Here is a 16059-nt window from a genome sequence, read left to right as displayed (position 1 = left end):
CCCCTCCAATGAGATCTGTTTGTCCATGATTTAAGGGTAGCAAATCAATCTGACAGGAGAGTGTCTGAATTCTGACCATAATGACACATTCTATTTCAGCGCTGGGGCAGGTAAACAGAGAAAGTTGTACCTTTTCCAGTTTCAGAAATGACGTTGATATGGCCGCCTTGCGCCGTGATAATCTCTCTGGACAAAAACAACCCGATGCCGACCCCCTCGAATTCACGCGCTTGCTTTCCTCGGTAAAACCGCTTAAAGATGTGAGGGATTTCTTCGCTGGGGATTCCAAGTCCAGTATCGGTAAGGTGGAGACAGGTGAACATCTCGTTGCTTTCAGCAAGAACGGAAATTTGTCCGTTATGCGGTGTGTACTTCACAGCATTCTCGAGCAGGTTGAATAGTGCTTCACTTGTCCATTTGACATCGTGGCAGGCTAAGATGTGTGTCCCGCAGTCAATATTGATCGTAATTTGTTTGTTTTCCGCTTGTGCATAAATCTGGGATAAAGCCTGCGTCAGAGTTTGTATGAGCGGTTTCGCCTCAATCTGCTGTAGGGAGATCATTCCTGTTTCCAAACGTGATAATTTGATTAGAGACTGAATCAGCCAATCCAACTTATCTGACTGCGCTTTAATATGCTGTATGTAGTGCCGGACATTCTCATTTAGTCCGGGCATCTCTTCGAGCAACTGACTGAATACCATGATATTAGAGAGGGGGGTCTTGGTTTGATGGGAGATATCCGAGATCAGCTCTTTTATTTTGTTTTTCTCTGTTTGGATATTTCGTTCATTCGCCTTAGCCATCCCTATATACCGCTTTAGTTTATGTTCCATCGAAGACAGAGCGGTTTCTTCATAGTTAGTGAGTGGCGGCAGGTCATGTATAGCCCGTTCAATCGCAGTATCCAAGGTCTGTATATAGATTGCGATCTGGCGGTTCCATAACCAGACCCATACGGCTCCTGTCGCTAATATACAGATGATAAATAGAGAAGTCAGTTGGAGCAGAGTGGGGTCGAACCCGTACAGAAACATTATACTGCCGATAAAACAGGCCACTAGTATAAGGATGATCAGTAAAAAGAGCCTATGAATTTGCTTGAAATTAGCAGGTGGGCTATTGGTTTTCATGGTTTTTGCCCTTCAGTCCACATGTATCCAAGTCCGTAGATGGTCTTGATATATTTGGGCGCTGCCGGGTCATCCTCAAGTTTAGCACGCAGCCGTTTGATGGCTACTGTCAATGCGTTTTCATCCACAAATTCGGCATCCTTGCTCCAGATCTTGTCTATCAGCTGTTCTCGGGTCAAAATATTGCCCGTATTCGTCACCAGCAGCCGCAACAGTTTTTGCTCAGTTTTGCTCAGCTGGAGCGATTGTTTATTTTTGCTGTACTCCAGTTTCTCAAAATCGAGTTCTAACGGACCCAATGTTATTTTTCCAGTCCCTAGCGATTCCGTTCTTCTGAGCACTGCCATTACTCTGGCGCGAAGCACCATTAGGCTGAATGGTTTGGTGATATAGTCATCGCCCCCCAATGCAAAACCGGTGATAATGTCGGACTCCATATCATTGGCGGTTAGAAAAATAATGGGTACGCGTGAGATCTTGCGAAGTTGCTCGCAATAATCCAGCCCACTGCCGTCTGGCAGATTGATGTCCAGAATGATGAGATCAATAGGGTTAACTGTGAAAATATGCTCCGCCGCGGCAATATCGTAGGCTTGATGGATCATGACATTGTTTTGAGAAAGAGTGAGAGCGATCCCTTTATTTAAACTACGGTCGTCCTCAACGATCAGTATGTTCATAGTAATTCTCCTTCGTTTCTTATTTGATCATTATACATTCTCGGGATTTATTCGAAAGCGAGATTTTTATTTAGTAGACAGTTGAAAGTGGACTTTTCTTTATAATCTTTAAAAATGTTTTATTGTATATTAAATGTAATTTTCTAGAACAAATAGTTAGTATAGTCCTCAAAAAAAACATTGTAAACGAATTTTTTTATATAAAATAGTAAATTTTTGGAATAACATTGATCTTGGAAAAAAATGTCGAAGCATACACTATTTATTCTAGTTATTGGTATTGCAAGAAATTTCACGACGGTATGACACATGAAGAATCAGATATTCTAAAGAAATAGAGGGGTTGTGCATGAGTATATTAAAAGCTAACGACTTGAGAAAGTATTACGGTAGTGAACCAAACCCTGTCAAAGCGTTGGATGGCATAACAATGAGTGTGGAGCAAGGTGAATTTGTGGCTATCGTTGGGACTTCCGGCAGCGGTAAGTCTACGCTACTGCATATGCTCGGGGGCCTTGATAATCCTACCTCTGGCACCGTAGAAGTGAATGGGAAAGAACTGTCAAAGATGAACAGTGATCAGCTTACGATTTTTAGACGTAAAAATATCGGGTTCATTTTTCAAAATTATAATCTAATGCCGATACTTAATGTCTACGAGAATATCGTTCTGCCGATTGAACTTGATGGAAACAAGGTGGATAAGGAGTATGTGAACATCATTGTAAGGATGTTAGGACTGAAGGAGAAGCTGAATAATTTACCCAACAATTTGTCTGGGGGCCAACAACAGCGTGTAGCAATTGCAAGGGCTTTAGCGATGAAGCCCGCTATTATCCTTGCCGATGAGCCCACTGGAAATTTGGATAGTCAAACAAGTGAAGAGGTAATCAAGCTGCTGGAAATGACTAGTCACCAACTAAATCAAACAATCATTATGATTACACATAACAACGAAATTTCCTTGCGTGCTGATCGGATTCTCCGTATGGAGGATGGGAAAATCGTGGATTAGAGAGGGAAAAAATGTATAGAAATCATTCTTCATCCGTCATCCGAAAATTATTTCAGAGATACTATAAGGCAAACAAAACCAGAAATATTATATTGGCATGCGCCATCATTCTTACGACCATTCTGATTACAGCAGCTTGCAGCACATTTTACAGTTACTTGAAATTATCTAAACATCAAGAAATGAAAGAAACCGGGACAAGTGCTAATGTTATTTTGAGTCGTCCAACACAGAATCAATTAGATTTATTAAGTAAATTTGATATTTTAAAGCCTGAAATGAATATTCAAACCAAAATGGGATCACTTGTCAATAATAAGGGACAGGCTGGGATTGATATACAGATGATCAGTTCTACAAATTGGGAGGAATATAGCGGATCACTTGTAGATAATATGCAGGGTACCTATCCTGCTAAAGGCAATGAAATCATGATGTCAACATGGCTGTTGAATAGGTTGGGATACTCAAAGCCGCAGACTGGAATGGAGGTTTCATTGTCTGTTGCTATCAGTGATATTTCAAAAAACGGCGACGCAGAGGTTCAGAGCCTTCCCTTTACTCTGTCTGGATTCTATGAGGACACGGCAAATATCAATTCTGAAAACAATCGAATTGTCTTTTTTTCAGAAACATTTTTAAGAGAACATCCGCAGGAAGTGCCGAATCTTGTAGGGTTATTATTTAAAGATACCAGACATTATCACGATAAAATCGAGCAGATTCGAGCCTCCATTGATTTGGATGGAAATCAGCAGTTGATTCCTTCATATGACGGTAAATTGAATATGAATGTCAAGGATTCACTGGTTGCAGTAATAATGGTTTTGTTTTTTATGTTTGATGGATACCTTATTATTTTCAACGTTGCGTATATCTCTATTACTCGAGACGTACGATTTTATGGGCTGCTGAAAATGCTGGGAATGACTAGTGCGCAAATCAAGCAAATTGTCTATTACAGTGTTGCTAAAGTAGCCTTTTTTGCCCTGCCTGTGGGGATGCTGTTGGGATGGGGGCTTTCATTTTACGTAGTGCCGCTTGCCTTATCTTCGTATGAGGGTTTCTCATCCATAGATAGGCAAGTCAACTTATGGGTATTGCTCTTGGCCCTATTTTTCTCAGCGTTAACTCTATTTTTAAGCTATAGAGCACCTGCAAAGAAGGCAGGGAGAATTTCTCCGATGGAAGCGTCGAAACATACTGATACACAATCCGGAAAACAAAAATCAAGAGGTAGACATGGCGCGAAAATACCGTATATGTCGTTAAAAAATATACTCCGTAGTAAAAAAAGATTGCTTTTTGTTGTGTTAACGCTCTTCTTAGGCAGCACTGCACTTGTGGTGCTTTCCACATTTCTAAAATCCTTCAGTGCGGAGGAATACATCAATGCAGAGGTTAAATACGACATTGCTATGTATAACCAAATGACCAGAGCCAGTTTTAATCCAACAGAGGAGCAGCACTTTACTCCTGAGTTGCTGTCGCAAATTTCCGCAGTAAACGGGATCCGTGAACTCGAACGAACGACGGTAGTATCTATTTTCCAGCATTATTCAGATAGTACTCATGGTGAGTGGCTGCGAAATTACAATGAATTTCGTGCAGGTGTGAATGAGGAACTCAGAGATAAAAAACATTATGAAGAAGATCCTAAAACTAACTTTTGGGGTTTATTGATCGGCATTGATGATAAAAAACTGGAGGAGTATAACCGTACTGCTAAGAACCCGATTAATTTAAGCGACTTTTCCAAAGGGAAGATAGCATTGGTAACTGATATTAATGGGAATGGCATTCCAATAGGTGTACAGATACCCTTTACGGTAATTGACAACAACAAGAGCTATAAGGTGAAAATTGGCGGTCAAATGACGTTTGAACGTGATGCTATGAATAGTGGTGCTGCTCCATGGCTAATTGTGTCAAATAATGTTATCAACAAATATCATTCTGATGCTGTGATTTACTCTATTAAGATTAATGCGCAAAAAGGAAAAGAACAGGATGTGTTGAATGAGGTCAAACTCCTTACAAGCGGAGACAGCAGCATTTCACGCACCTCAAAAATTGAACAGGCAAAAGCGTTTGCTGACTTAAAGCAGTCTTTTTCCAATCTTTCTATTGTTATCATTATCATTTTAAGCAGCATCGGTGTTTTGAATTTTATTAACACTATATTAGTAAGCATTGTATCCAGAAAACAGGAGTTTGCTGTTCTAGCATCTATTGGCGCGACGAAGAAGCAGATTAAATGGCTGATCACCTTTGAAGGAATATGGTTTGCTCTAATTGCTTTTGTTCTTACATTAATAGTGGGTAGTGGCATTAGTTATCTGGTCTTTAATATATTGCATGAATATATAGGCTATGGAGTGTTTAGATATCCGGTTACCTCTTTAATCATATATTCGGGGGTTGTCTTGTTGATCTGTTCTATAATTCCTGGTTTGTTGTACAAATCTATTTCCCGTTCAAGTGTTATTGAACAGCTAAGACAAGCGGAATAATAATGCAAGGGAGGTGGGAACTTTGAAACACAATAGTGGAAAAACTATGAAAAAATTGGCAAAGCGCTCTCTTAAATCTAGCAAAAATTATTTTGCTATTCTGGCAATAGCCTTGGCTGCGATTATGTTCACCAGTGTATTTACTATTGCAGGGAGTTTGTTAGAGTCAATGAAAGACAACAAGATGAGAATCGCGGGGAGCAATGCTCATGGTGGATTTCATCAAATGTCTATGCCTGAGTATAAAAGAGTCTCTTCAGATTTAATGATTAAGGACATCTCCTATTCGGTTCTTATCGGTGATGCACAGGGGGCTGCCTTTTCTAAGTTACCTACAGAAGTGAGATATGGTGAGGAAAAGTATGCAAAATGGGCGTATAGCTTACCACAGCTTGGAAACATGCCACAGCAAAAGAAAGACATAAGTGTAAGCACCTTGGTATTGGATGCGCTGGGTCTTCCCCATACATTAGGTCAATCTATTTCGTTAACCTTCAAAACAGATGAAAAAACAATAACAGATACCTTTACCGTTTGTGGAATTTGGGATGGAAATCCGCTCTCTTGGCGTCAAAATATTTGGCTTTCTCGTGAATATGCAGATTTAATAGCTCCTGTGGCAACTGAACCATGGAACAACCGTCCCAATGTGTACTCAGGCTATATCAACAGTCAATTTTGGTTTTCGAATACGTGGGATATTGAAACGAAATCTGAACAACTTGCCAGCAGAAGTGATTTTGATGGTCAAATAACTGTTAACGCTTCTTATGATATTCTAGGATCTGAACCTCAAAATATACTTCTAGGTTTCCTTGTAATCACAGTGATTTTCTTAGCTGGATATTTGTTAATCTACAATATATTCTATATTTCAATTGCACAAGAAATTAAATCTTATGGTTTATTAAAAGTCATTGGGACAACCTCAAAACAAATCAAAAGAATGGTTCGTTATAAGGCAATATATCTTGCTTGTATCGGTATTCCTTTTGGACTAGTGATAGGTTGGACGATCGGTCGTTTTCTTGTTCCGGCTATTATCGATATTTTTGGTGAAGATATGCGCGTCGTAACAAGTGTACACCCGCTTATTTTTGCTATTGCCGCTATATTCAGCCTCTGCACAGTGTTATTAAGTTGCTTAGGGCCAGCAAAGGTTGCATCAAGGGTTTCTCCAATAGAAGCTCTAAGTTATGTTGAAGGAAAACAGGCGGGAGAACTAAGAAGAAAAAAGAAAAAAGCTCAACCAATAACATCCGTTCGTCTAGCAATGGCTAATTTAAAGAGGAACCCCCGAAAAGTGATCATCGTCACGTTTTCTTTTACACTTAGTTTGGTTATTCTTAATAGTACTTATGGTCTTGTGCATTCTTTTGATTTTAATAAGTTCATTGAGTTTCAGTCTGTTTCGGACTTTACGGTTGCTGATACTTCGATCATAAATAATTCGCCTCCATTTGATACTTCCGGTGTAAGCAATGAGTTCATAAAACAAGTAGAGTCATTGGACGGGCTTGAAAATAGCGGTAATGTTTATGTACTCCCTTTAACACAAAATTTAAGTGATCAGGCAATGTCTGCGCTGAAAAGAGAAGTCGGCTTGATGAATGAAAAGGACCAAGAGGAATTTCTGAGTTCTCAGGAAATGGTGAAACGGAGATCAATAGTGAATACATTTGGTTTCAGTGAGTGGCCGGCACAGATGATTCAAGTAAAGGAAGGAGCTTTGGATCAAAAACGCTGGGAGAACGGAGAGGGAATCTATGTTACTAACTGTAAGAAATTCCTAGATGGTACAAGCAGCATTTATCATCCGGGAGATAAAGTTAAAGTGAGTTTTGGAAACGGAAAGGAAAAGGAATATGAAGTGCTTGCCATTGTTGATTTTCCGGGAGCTATTCACTCAGTGGCATATTATGATATAGGATTAGAGTATTTGTTGCCTTCGGATGAACTGCTTGCCCATGCAGATTCTATGCTGCCAATGTATACAATCTTTAACGTAGATGATGAACATTTAACTCAGACAGAAAAATGGCTGGAGGACTATTGCTTACATACGGATACCGGATTGGATTTCTATTCGAAGAATACTTCTAGAGAAACCTTTCGTAGTTTAATCTTTATGTATGAGGTGGTAGGAGGTGCATTTTGTATTCTGCTAGGTGTTATTGGGATTCTGAATTTCATAAATTCCATGCAAACTTCTATTTTAACCAGAAAACGAGAAATTGCCATGCTGCAATCAATAGCCATGACGGATAAGCAGGTAAAAGAAATGCTTATCTTTGAGGGGGGCGGGTATGCCTTCCTAGGGCTGATGTTTTCGATTGTGCTAGGAAGCTTGGCAAATACTACCCTAGTACCCGCAATGGGAGCAGAACTTGATTATTTTACTTGGGCTTTTACATTAACCCCTATTTTACTTAGTATAATCCCCTTTATGCTGGTCTCTATTGTAGTACCCGTTTTGTGTTACCACAGCATATCTAAGAAGACTATTATTGAAAGATTACGGAGCGAGGTTTTTTGATAAAGAGCCACATAGTTAACCCTAAAGGAAAGTTCAAAAGGGCATCACCTATATAGGGTGGTGTCCTTTCAATTTTTGATGGGTAGCATTCCCATTTATATGTGCAAAGGTTGGTTATGACCTACAACTAGCCCAACAGTGGTCTGTAGTCGTACAGCTACCTCGACTAAGGTCCAGTACGAAAAACCGTCGTTGGTCTGTTTTGAAAGTCTGCGATTTACCCTAGAATAAGGCTATAAGGTTAAGGACAACGAAAGGCGGTGAGAAAAAATGCAAAGAAGACAAGGAAACGGATTAGCGGTTGTACTGATTGTGATTGGTGCGGTTATGCTGCTCGGCATTGCGCTTCCTCTGATCCACGGAATGTTCAGATTACTTTTCCCGGTATTGCTGGTTGTTCTCGGGTACTACGGGATTAAGAGCGGACGCAAGATTATTGGTTGGGTACTGATGTTCATTGGTGTGATGTCCCTGATCGCGAAGCTTTCCTGGATCATTGGACCACTTCTAGGAGTGGCGTTGATCGTCTGGGGCGTATCAGCATTAAAGGGCAGAAGTAACAAGGGTACTTATTAAGAAGCAATGTACTTAAACAAGAAGCAGGGAGGGAGCAGGAGATCATGAGTGTTTTTCGTCGCATGAGGGATATTACTGTAGCTAATCTAAACGAACGTCTGGAGCAAAGCCAAGATCCCGTGAAACTAATTGATCAATTTCTACATTCAACCCGTGAGGAAATCAGTGAAGCTGAAAGGCTGTACCAGCAATATGCTTCCCACACGAAGCAATTGCAGCAGCAAGTGAACCAAGCAACTGCCATGAGAAACAAACGTGAAGAGCAGGCGTTGTTGGCACTGAAAGCAGGCGAGGATCATCTCGCGAAGCTGGCTTTACAAGAAAAGATCATTCACGAGGAAAAACTGGAGCAATATAGCGGGCTGCTAGAACAGAGCAAGCAATCCTTGTTTGAACTTGAAGCACAGCTGAATGAGCTGAAAATAGAGTATCAAACGGTGTACAGCAAACGTCAGTATTATTCGGCACGAATGGAGTCGCTGCGATTGCAGCAACGGATGAATCAAAGAGCCAGTGCTTATGGCAATGGTGGTGATGTTCCCAAAATGTTCGGACGTCTGGAAGATCAGATGTCGGATTGGGAATTAGAAGCAAAGAGCTTGCGTGATTTGCGGCGCATGGGACAGGAATATGCGGTGCAAGCGGGTGAGACCGTAGCGACCGTACTCGAAAGAGAAATGGCTCGCCTAAAGGAGAAACTGAACAATGGTGGAAAGGAGTAGCGCTATGAGTCGATTGTATCGTTCAACAAGAGATAAAGTGATGACGGGTCTTGCAGGTGGATTATCTGAGACACTCGGTATTGATTCCACGTTATTCCGGATTCTATTACTGGTCAGCATTCCGTTTACAGGTGGTGCGGTGATTCCGGTATACTTCATTGCAGCAATGGTCATTCCTAAGGAACCGACGCATTATAATCCATTTGGACCAGGGCCTGGGGCACCGGGTGGCCCATTCGGTGGACCCTACTCAGGCAGACCGGAACATGGACACGGACCACAAGCTACTGGCGGATATGGACCTTATGGACGCCAGCCAAATTACAATCCTAATTTTGAGAAGAACAACGCTTATTCCGCACCGGACTCCGGTTTGGATGCGATGATGAAGGATATTGAGAAGAAGGCTTTGCAAAAAGAAGTAGAAGAACTCAAACAAAAACTGTCTAAATATGAGAAAGGGGAATTGTAAATCATGGGAGTATTTCAAAGAATTAAAGATATGACAAAAGCGTCGGTAAATGACTTGTTGGATAAGGTAGAGGACCCAATCGTAATGCTTAACCAATATCTGCGCGATATGGAGGCTGAAATTCACGAAGCAGAAGTAACAGTTGCTAAACAAATGGCTAACGAACGCCGTATGAAGCAACGTGTGGAAGAAGCAGCAAAAATGTCTGCACAACGTGGATCACAAGCTGAACTGGCACTGAAAAATGGCCAAGAAGAAGTAACTCGCAAGCTGTTGGAAGAAAAAATCTACTTTGACCAAAAGCAAGTGGAGTACAGTGATCTTCACGCACAAGCTGAAGTACACGCTAAGGAATTAGTGCAACAACTGCATGACATGAAGGATGAGTTCTACAAGCTGCGCAACAAACGTAACGAGCTTGTATCCCGTGCTCAAATGGCTAAAGCTAAAAAACAAATGTCGCAAATCAGCAGCGTACATTCCATTGAAAGTGGCAGTGCATCACTCGGATTCCACCGGATGGAAGAGAAAATTATGCAGCTTGAGGCTGAAGCAGATGTAATGCGTGCACCTTACAGCCCATCCGCTGCTTATAGCAAACCCGTTGATGTTGAGAAGCAACTGAAAGTGGATGAGCAATTGGCACTACTGAAAAACAAGCTGAATGATACACCCGCGGCTCCTTCTCTAAACAAAAAAGAACAATAAATCCTGTTCCTAAAACTTGGACGGATATGATATGCTGGACAAGAAGAAGCCATACGGTATGGATCTCCATACCGATATGGCTTTTATAGCGGCTAGCTATAATATTTAACGGTGATAATATTCCTCATCATAGTGACGGATATCTAACCGATAGTATAAAATGAGTTTTGCTTCGCAAAACTTTTAGGAGGTGCGAAATGGATAAACGAAACCGTTTGATTGCCATCGGACTGATTGCTGTTGGCTGCATGATGATTTTTGGTAGATGGCTCGGCTTTTTCTCCATTGTCGCGCTTCTGTTCCTGCTGCTGGGAGTCTACCGTACGACATCAGGCAAAGTAAAGCAGGGCTATAAACTGCTCGGGATAGGTGCTGTATTGCTTTTGCTGGACCATTTGGTGCTCGTGCTGGGGATTTGTTTAATCTCACTTGGGATGTTTTTTACCAAATCCAAAAGAGTACAGCGTAAGGAAGGGTTTATGCAGAAGCAGAACTTTTCATCCAGATTTGACTGGGACCGCTCACCTTGGGTGATGCACAGCCTTAGCTCTTGGCATGTACTGGGTGAGGCCGATGTGGATCTTTCATTAGCTATGGCGGATCATAAGGAAACGGTCATGCTGTTTCAAGGGATTTTTGGCGATATGGACATTAACCTGTCCGATGATTACGGCGTGGAAATTGAAGCTTTTGTGCTCTTTGGGTCCATTGAATTCGGCAACCAGCGAGATACAGGGATGTTGAACCGTCTGAATTGGAAATCAGCTAATTATGACAGCAGTGAATACAAAGTGAAATTTAGTGTTTCTTATTTAATGGGAGATCTAGATGTACGATTATCCTGAAAAGCTTGATAGAGAAGGGAGAGTCCCCCGCATGGAAAAAAAGAACAAAAACATGATATCACGCAGCATGGGTGAGGGGGCTCTGTTCTCTTTGGTCATGCTGCTTGTGATAATGTATGTCATGTATACATATGGCTATTTGAAGCCTTTTGAAAGCTGGAAATTTGGCGTGCGGACAGCCGTCACTCTAATTCTTCTGCCTATGGGCTTTGGGATTGGTTATGGCTTTTATCAGAGCTTTCGTGTGAAGCGGCAGTTGGAACGTCTTAGGCAGACCCTCGTATTATGGGAAAAGGGGAATTTGACGCTGTCCATGCCGGATCTAGGTGATGATGAGCTGGGAAGGCTCGGAGAACAGCTTGGCCGGATTAGCGGCAAATGGGAGAATCAAGTGACGACGCTGCAGCGGTTGTCCACGAATAACGCGAAGCTTGCGGAGCAGGCGCGGGTATCTGCTATTATGGAGGAACGGCAGCGGCTTGCGCGTGAACTGCACGACGCTGTTTCCCAGCAGCTATTTGCAATCTCCATGACTGCCACGGCGGTGGGCCGGACCTTGGAGAAAGATTTCGATAAAGCCCAGCGGCAAATTGCGCTTATAGAAGAAATGTCTGCCGTTGCCCAATCGGAGATGAGGGCATTGCTGCTGCATTTGAGACCTGTTTATTTGGAAGGAAAGGGCCTCGAACAAGGTCTGCAGGAATTGATCAAGGAGCTTAAGATCAAGGTTCCAATCGAAATTGTATTTGAAATGGACCCTGATGTGCAGCTGTTAAAAGGGGTAGAGAATCACTTGTTCCGTATCGTCCAAGAGGCGATTTCTAATACACTTCGTCATGCGAAAGCAGAAAAAATGGAAATCCGGCTGCATAGACGGGGAGATACAGTTCGCTTGACGTTGCGTGATGATGGGATCGGCTTTGAGATGGACGACACCAAACAAGCTTCCTATGGTTTGTCGAACATGCAGGAGCGGATTAATGAAATCGGAGGCTCCATTCAGTTCATTACCGCTCCGGGTAAAGGGATGCGTATTGAGATTACCGTTCCGTTAGTCAATGAATAATAGGAGGAAAGAGTAACCATGGAGATGGAGGAAGCGATTAAAGTACTACTCGTAGATGATCATGAAATGGTACGGATCGGACTAGCAGCTGTTTTAGGTACCGAGGATGGAATTGAGGTCGTAGGTGAAGCTGGAAGTGGAGAAGAAGGTATTCGGCTGGCTCAGGAGTACAATCCCGATGTGGTCTTAATGGATCTCGTAATGGATGGGATGGATGGCATAGAAACGACTAAACAGCTGATGAAGCAGTACCCAGAGATCAAAGTTATTGTTCTTACAAGCTATTTGGACGATGAAAAGATGTATCCTGTTATTGAAGCGGGTGCTTTTAGTTACCTGCTGAAGACTTCGCGGGCCAGTGAAGTGGCGGATGCGATCCGCGCTGCGGCAAGAGGACAGTCCGTGCTTGAGTCACAGGTGGCCTCTAAAATGATGAACCGTTTTAGAAACAATGCAAAAGGAGAATCACCTGCTTATAAAGAGCTTACGGAGCGCGAGATGGAAGTATTACGTCTGTTGGCGCAAGGTAAATCCAATCAGGATATTGCCGATCAACTAATTATTGGAATCAAAACTGTGAAATTTCATGTGACGAATATTCTCGCGAAGCTGGGCGTGGAAGACCGGACCCAAGCAGCAATTTATGCATATAAAAATGGACTAGCTGAATAACAATAAAGGACTGAAGCCTCTGCTTCAGTCCTTTTTATTGTACAAGAAAGTGTGTTTTGGTGCTCCCGCAAAGTACTTGAGTACGCATCGAAGTATAAACCCTCACTTGGTGGGGATATTTCAGGTATAGAATCTCCTAATTCGAACATACTGTCTAGTAGATTGCTAGAGAGGTTCGAAGGGAGAATGACATATGCGGAAGATGAAGCTGAACAACGGAACAAAAAAAGGGACTTTTTTTATAATGATAATCGTGTGCTGCGCTGCGGCTCTGCTAGTTAATCTGCAAAGTGTTAAAGCGAATTCACCCGTTCTTGATGAGGGCGATAACCAAGCTTCAACAGGAGCCGAACTGAATCATGCTCTTGTGAGCTTAATTGATCTCGGAAAAGAAACAACCGTTTCTGATTCACCGCTGCGTTTAGTGTTAAAGTGGCAGGGAGAAAGCAGCAATTACGCGGATCTGTCTGCCGAAGTTGCTAAGCTAAGCACAAGTCTCGGATTGAATGTACCGTCAGGTACTGAGGAAGATGGACATATGACGTATCGTACAGAAGCTGTAAAACCATATGAATCGCGGCTCTCCTTATTTTGGAGTGAGCTTGGTGAAGGCAACAGTTATGCGATTGTAACGTTAGATACGGCTGATCTGCAAAATGAAGCTGGCTTTCAAGCGGCTGCTCGTGAAGTAAGTATGATTCTTGAACAGAATAAAATTAAGGTGGAATGGAATGTATCCCTTCAAGGAAGCGCGCAAGAACAGGGAGCACCTGAAAAAGTTCTAGCACAGACGGAGTCATTGATGCATGACCGGTTTGAAGCTGTGACCGGAGGAGAAAGCTACAAGGATATCTCAACGGTTAGCCGTACGTATTCGATTCCTAATTTGAATCGTTCTGTGATGAGTGGAAATCAGTCAGTTTCTGCCCAAATCGCAGTGCATCATGAAGATCAGAAGGGGACAAACCGCGTAACTATAGGCTTTCCTTTAATAACCATCGAATATTGACATTTTTCTCTTATATAAGCGCAGATATAGTTAATAATAAGAAATATTAATTGAAATTTGCGAAATCCCGAGAGTATTTGTCAGGAATGTGATAGCATCCTTTTTAGGAATATGCTAAAATGACATAACGTCGTTATTCACCTTATGTTAGTACCGACGCTGAGCATGTCAATAAACTATATTACATACAGAAAGATGAGGAGCCATGGCTGAAAATCAAACCCTTGATGCACTGCACACACCCGGTGCTGTCTTTTTTATCTTTGGGGCAACCGGAGACTTAGCCCGGCGTAAGCTTTTCCCGGCGATTTACAGCTTGTACCGTGAAGGTAAGCTGGCACAAGATTTTGCGGTAATTGGCGTGGCGCGGCGCCCGCGTACTCAGGAAGAATTTAGAAGTGATGTGAAGGAATCCATCCTTGAATTCTGCCGTTACAAAGCGGGAGAAGAAAGCGAATGGAATGAGTTTGTTCAGCATTTCGAATACAAATCTCTGGACATTAACAATATTGATGGTTTCCGCGAGTTAAGAGCACAAACTGAAGTTCTTGAAGAGAAATTCAGTATTCCGGGCAATCGGATGTTCTATCTTGCGCTGGCGCCTGAATTGTTCGGCAGTGTCTCCTTCAATCTTAAAGCTGGCGGGATGCTGGATAGTACGGGTTGGAATCGCCTCGTAATTGAGAAGCCTTTTGGTTATAATCTGGAGTCGGCTGAACAGCTGAACGAACAGATTCGTCAGGTCTTCAAAGAAGAGGAAATTTACCGGATTGACCACTATCTTGGTAAAGAAATGGTACAGAATATCGAAGTGATTCGTTTTGCTAATGCTTTTTTCGAACCGCTCTGGAATAATAAACATATTGCCAATATTCAAATTACACTTGGCGAAACCGTAGGTGTAGAAGAACGCGGTGGTTACTATGACCATGCGGGAGCCTTACGGGACATGGGCCAGAATCATATACTGCAACTGCTGACTATGATTGCTATGGAACCACCAAGCCGTCTGCTCGCAGAAGATATTCGTGATGAGAAAGTGAAGGTACTTCGTTCCCTTCGTCCTTATGCGACATCTGATGAGGTGCGTGAGAATGTCGTAAGAGCACAATATATTCAAGGCTTACACCAAGGCAAAACCCTTCCTGCTTACCGTCAGGAAGATAAGGTTGATCCTGAGTCGAATACAGAGACGTATTTTGCTGCCCGTGTATTTGTAGATAACTTCCGCTGGGCTGGAGTTCCTTTCTACATCCGTACAGGTAAACGTCTCCCAGTGAAGACGACGGAAGTGGTAGTTGAGTTCAAAGGTATGCCAACCAACGTTTATTTGGGACAAAAGCATAAACTTGAGCCTAACCTCCTTGTAATCCGTGTGAACCCAATGGAAGGCATTTATGTGAAGATTAATGCCAAGAAACCGGGTTCAGAGTCTGAGATTCAACCGCTGGCTATGGACTTCTGTCAGAGCTGCCTGGTTGGAATCAATTCTCCTGAAGCATATGAGCGCTTGCTACATGATGCCGCACGCGGCGATTCCACTTATTTCACTCGTTGGGATGAGGTATCCTCGGCATGGTCATTCGTGGATCGTATTGCGAAAGCATGGAGCGAAGAGTCTAGCGACTTATCTTCTTATCCTGCTGGCTCTTGGGGTCCAGTGGAAGCAGATGAACTGCTTGCTAAAGAAGGTTTCCATTGGTGGCCTGTAAACGGCCAAGATGAAGATAATGTGGTTTGGCTGAAGAATAACTAAACCTTGAGTTAATGCTATCTCCCTGCAGAGGATGCAGGGAGATTTTTTGTAATGCTAAGATCTAAAAGATCGGACTTCAGACGGTGTTCGGGGGATCTGGGCACTTTTCTAATAACTGCACTTTGTACAATTAAAATCGCTTATCTCGATGTGATTAGTCTTTTAGATGTATTTTCTGCAACTATAATCACCGGATAAGGCGGAAAAGCGTGCACAACTTATTTTTAATTGCATCAAATGCAACTAAAGGCTAATGAAAATGCTAATACTTCAAGTAAGTGTAGGAAATACATCTATTTTCTTGAGCGATGATATGTGGGGATCATAATCCAGACCATTTGGGAGATATTTTGCGG

General features: G+C 42.3%; 14 protein-coding genes. 12 read left to right on the top strand and 2 right to left on the bottom strand.

Features of this window, described 5'->3' with window-relative positions:
• Positions 1-95: 95 nt before the first annotated feature.
• Together NSQ55_RS26020 and NSQ55_RS26015 are read right to left on the bottom strand one after the other, a co-directional pair.
• A complete protein-coding gene (locus NSQ55_RS26020; protein ID WP_076130303.1) occupies positions 96-1133 on the bottom strand; it encodes a HAMP domain-containing sensor histidine kinase in 1038 nt (345 codons plus the stop codon).
• Positions 1130-1813, bottom strand: a complete 684-nt coding sequence (locus NSQ55_RS26015) for a response regulator transcription factor (protein WP_339169776.1) — start codon at positions 1811-1813, stop codon at positions 1130-1132. The genes NSQ55_RS26020 and NSQ55_RS26015 overlap by 4 nt, the downstream gene beginning before the upstream one ends.
• A gap of 349 nt (positions 1814-2162) precedes the next feature.
• On the opposite strand from NSQ55_RS26015, the gene NSQ55_RS26010 reads away from it, so the two are divergent.
• From NSQ55_RS26010 to zwf, 12 genes are all read left to right on the top strand, one after another.
• Positions 2163-2828: an ABC transporter ATP-binding protein gene (locus NSQ55_RS26010; protein ID WP_076130305.1), complete on the top strand. Its 666-nt coding sequence runs from the start codon at positions 2163-2165 to the stop codon at positions 2826-2828.
• A gap of 11 nt (positions 2829-2839) precedes the next feature.
• Positions 2840-5341 (top strand): ABC transporter permease, encoded by a 2502-nt coding sequence (locus NSQ55_RS26005; protein WP_339169773.1) that lies wholly within the window; start codon positions 2840-2842, stop codon positions 5339-5341.
• A gap of 22 nt (positions 5342-5363) precedes the next feature.
• The gene (locus tag NSQ55_RS26000; RefSeq protein ID WP_248549721.1) at positions 5364-7877 is read left to right on the top strand and encodes an ABC transporter permease; all 2514 of its coding nucleotides are present in this window, start codon (positions 5364-5366) and stop codon (positions 7875-7877) included.
• Positions 7878-8147: 270 nt separating this feature from the next.
• Positions 8148-8453 carry a hypothetical protein gene (locus NSQ55_RS25995; protein ID WP_076130307.1) on the top strand — a complete coding sequence of 102 codons (306 nt, stop codon included), beginning with the start codon at positions 8148-8150 and terminating at the stop codon, positions 8451-8453.
• A 44-nt stretch (positions 8454-8497) separates the two neighbouring features.
• Positions 8498-9175 carry a PspA/IM30 family protein gene (locus NSQ55_RS25990; protein ID WP_036685541.1) on the top strand — a complete coding sequence of 226 codons (678 nt, stop codon included), beginning with the start codon at positions 8498-8500 and terminating at the stop codon, positions 9173-9175.
• Positions 9176-9179: 4 nt separating this feature from the next.
• Complete coding sequence (locus tag NSQ55_RS25985) at positions 9180-9647, top strand: PspC domain-containing protein (RefSeq protein WP_076184838.1); 468 nt, start codon at positions 9180-9182, stop codon at positions 9645-9647.
• A 3-nt stretch (positions 9648-9650) separates the two neighbouring features.
• On the top strand, positions 9651-10355 hold the full coding sequence (locus NSQ55_RS25980; protein WP_036685540.1) for a PspA/IM30 family protein: 705 nt from the start codon (positions 9651-9653) through the stop codon (positions 10353-10355).
• Between the two features lie 197 nt (positions 10356-10552).
• A complete protein-coding gene (gene liaF, locus NSQ55_RS25975) occupies positions 10553-11200 on the top strand; it encodes a cell wall-active antibiotics response protein LiaF (RefSeq protein ID WP_036685537.1) in 648 nt (215 codons plus the stop codon).
• A gap of 31 nt (positions 11201-11231) precedes the next feature.
• Positions 11232-12266 carry a sensor histidine kinase gene (locus NSQ55_RS25970; RefSeq protein ID WP_076130326.1) on the top strand — a complete coding sequence of 345 codons (1035 nt, stop codon included), beginning with the start codon at positions 11232-11234 and terminating at the stop codon, positions 12264-12266.
• Between the two features lie 18 nt (positions 12267-12284).
• Positions 12285-12938, top strand: coding sequence for a response regulator transcription factor (locus tag NSQ55_RS25965; RefSeq protein ID WP_036685532.1), 654 nt, complete (start codon positions 12285-12287; stop codon positions 12936-12938).
• A gap of 193 nt (positions 12939-13131) precedes the next feature.
• Positions 13132-13947, top strand: a complete 816-nt coding sequence (locus tag NSQ55_RS25960; RefSeq protein WP_339169767.1) for a YwmB family TATA-box binding protein — start codon at positions 13132-13134, stop codon at positions 13945-13947.
• 205 nt (positions 13948-14152) lie between these two features.
• Positions 14153-15703, top strand: coding sequence for a glucose-6-phosphate dehydrogenase (gene zwf, locus NSQ55_RS25955; protein WP_036685526.1), 1551 nt, complete (start codon positions 14153-14155; stop codon positions 15701-15703).
• The last annotated feature ends 356 nt before the right edge of the window (positions 15704-16059 follow it).

Source organism: Paenibacillus sp. FSL H7-0943, assembly GCF_037963265.1.
Classification (GTDB): Bacteria; Bacillota; Bacilli; order Paenibacillales; family Paenibacillaceae; genus Paenibacillus_AQ; species Paenibacillus_AQ odorifer.
This window is presented reverse-complemented; position numbering and strand designations above follow the sequence as displayed.

Coding starts and splice junctions, on each gene's coding strand:
- NSQ55_RS25970 (WP_076130326.1), top strand. CDS start 11,232: ATGGAAAAAAAGAACAAAAACATGATATCACGCAGCATGGGTGAGGGG.
- zwf (WP_036685526.1), top strand. CDS start 14,153: ATGGCTGAAAATCAAACCCTTGATGCACTGCACACACCCGGTGCTGTC.
- NSQ55_RS25965 (WP_036685532.1), top strand. CDS start 12,285: ATGGAGATGGAGGAAGCGATTAAAGTACTACTCGTAGATGATCATGAA.
- NSQ55_RS26020 (WP_076130303.1), bottom strand. CDS start 1,133: ATGAAAACCAATAGCCCACCTGCTAATTTCAAGCAAATTCATAGGCTC.
- NSQ55_RS25985 (WP_076184838.1), top strand. CDS start 9,180: ATGAGTCGATTGTATCGTTCAACAAGAGATAAAGTGATGACGGGTCTT.
- NSQ55_RS25980 (WP_036685540.1), top strand. CDS start 9,651: ATGGGAGTATTTCAAAGAATTAAAGATATGACAAAAGCGTCGGTAAAT.
- NSQ55_RS25960 (WP_339169767.1), top strand. CDS start 13,132: ATGCGGAAGATGAAGCTGAACAACGGAACAAAAAAAGGGACTTTTTTT.
- NSQ55_RS26010 (WP_076130305.1), top strand. CDS start 2,163: ATGAGTATATTAAAAGCTAACGACTTGAGAAAGTATTACGGTAGTGAA.
- liaF (WP_036685537.1), top strand. CDS start 10,553: ATGGATAAACGAAACCGTTTGATTGCCATCGGACTGATTGCTGTTGGC.
- NSQ55_RS26005 (WP_339169773.1), top strand. CDS start 2,840: ATGTATAGAAATCATTCTTCATCCGTCATCCGAAAATTATTTCAGAGA.
- NSQ55_RS25990 (WP_036685541.1), top strand. CDS start 8,498: ATGAGTGTTTTTCGTCGCATGAGGGATATTACTGTAGCTAATCTAAAC.
- NSQ55_RS26015 (WP_339169776.1), bottom strand. CDS start 1,813: ATGAACATACTGATCGTTGAGGACGACCGTAGTTTAAATAAAGGGATC.
- NSQ55_RS25995 (WP_076130307.1), top strand. CDS start 8,148: ATGCAAAGAAGACAAGGAAACGGATTAGCGGTTGTACTGATTGTGATT.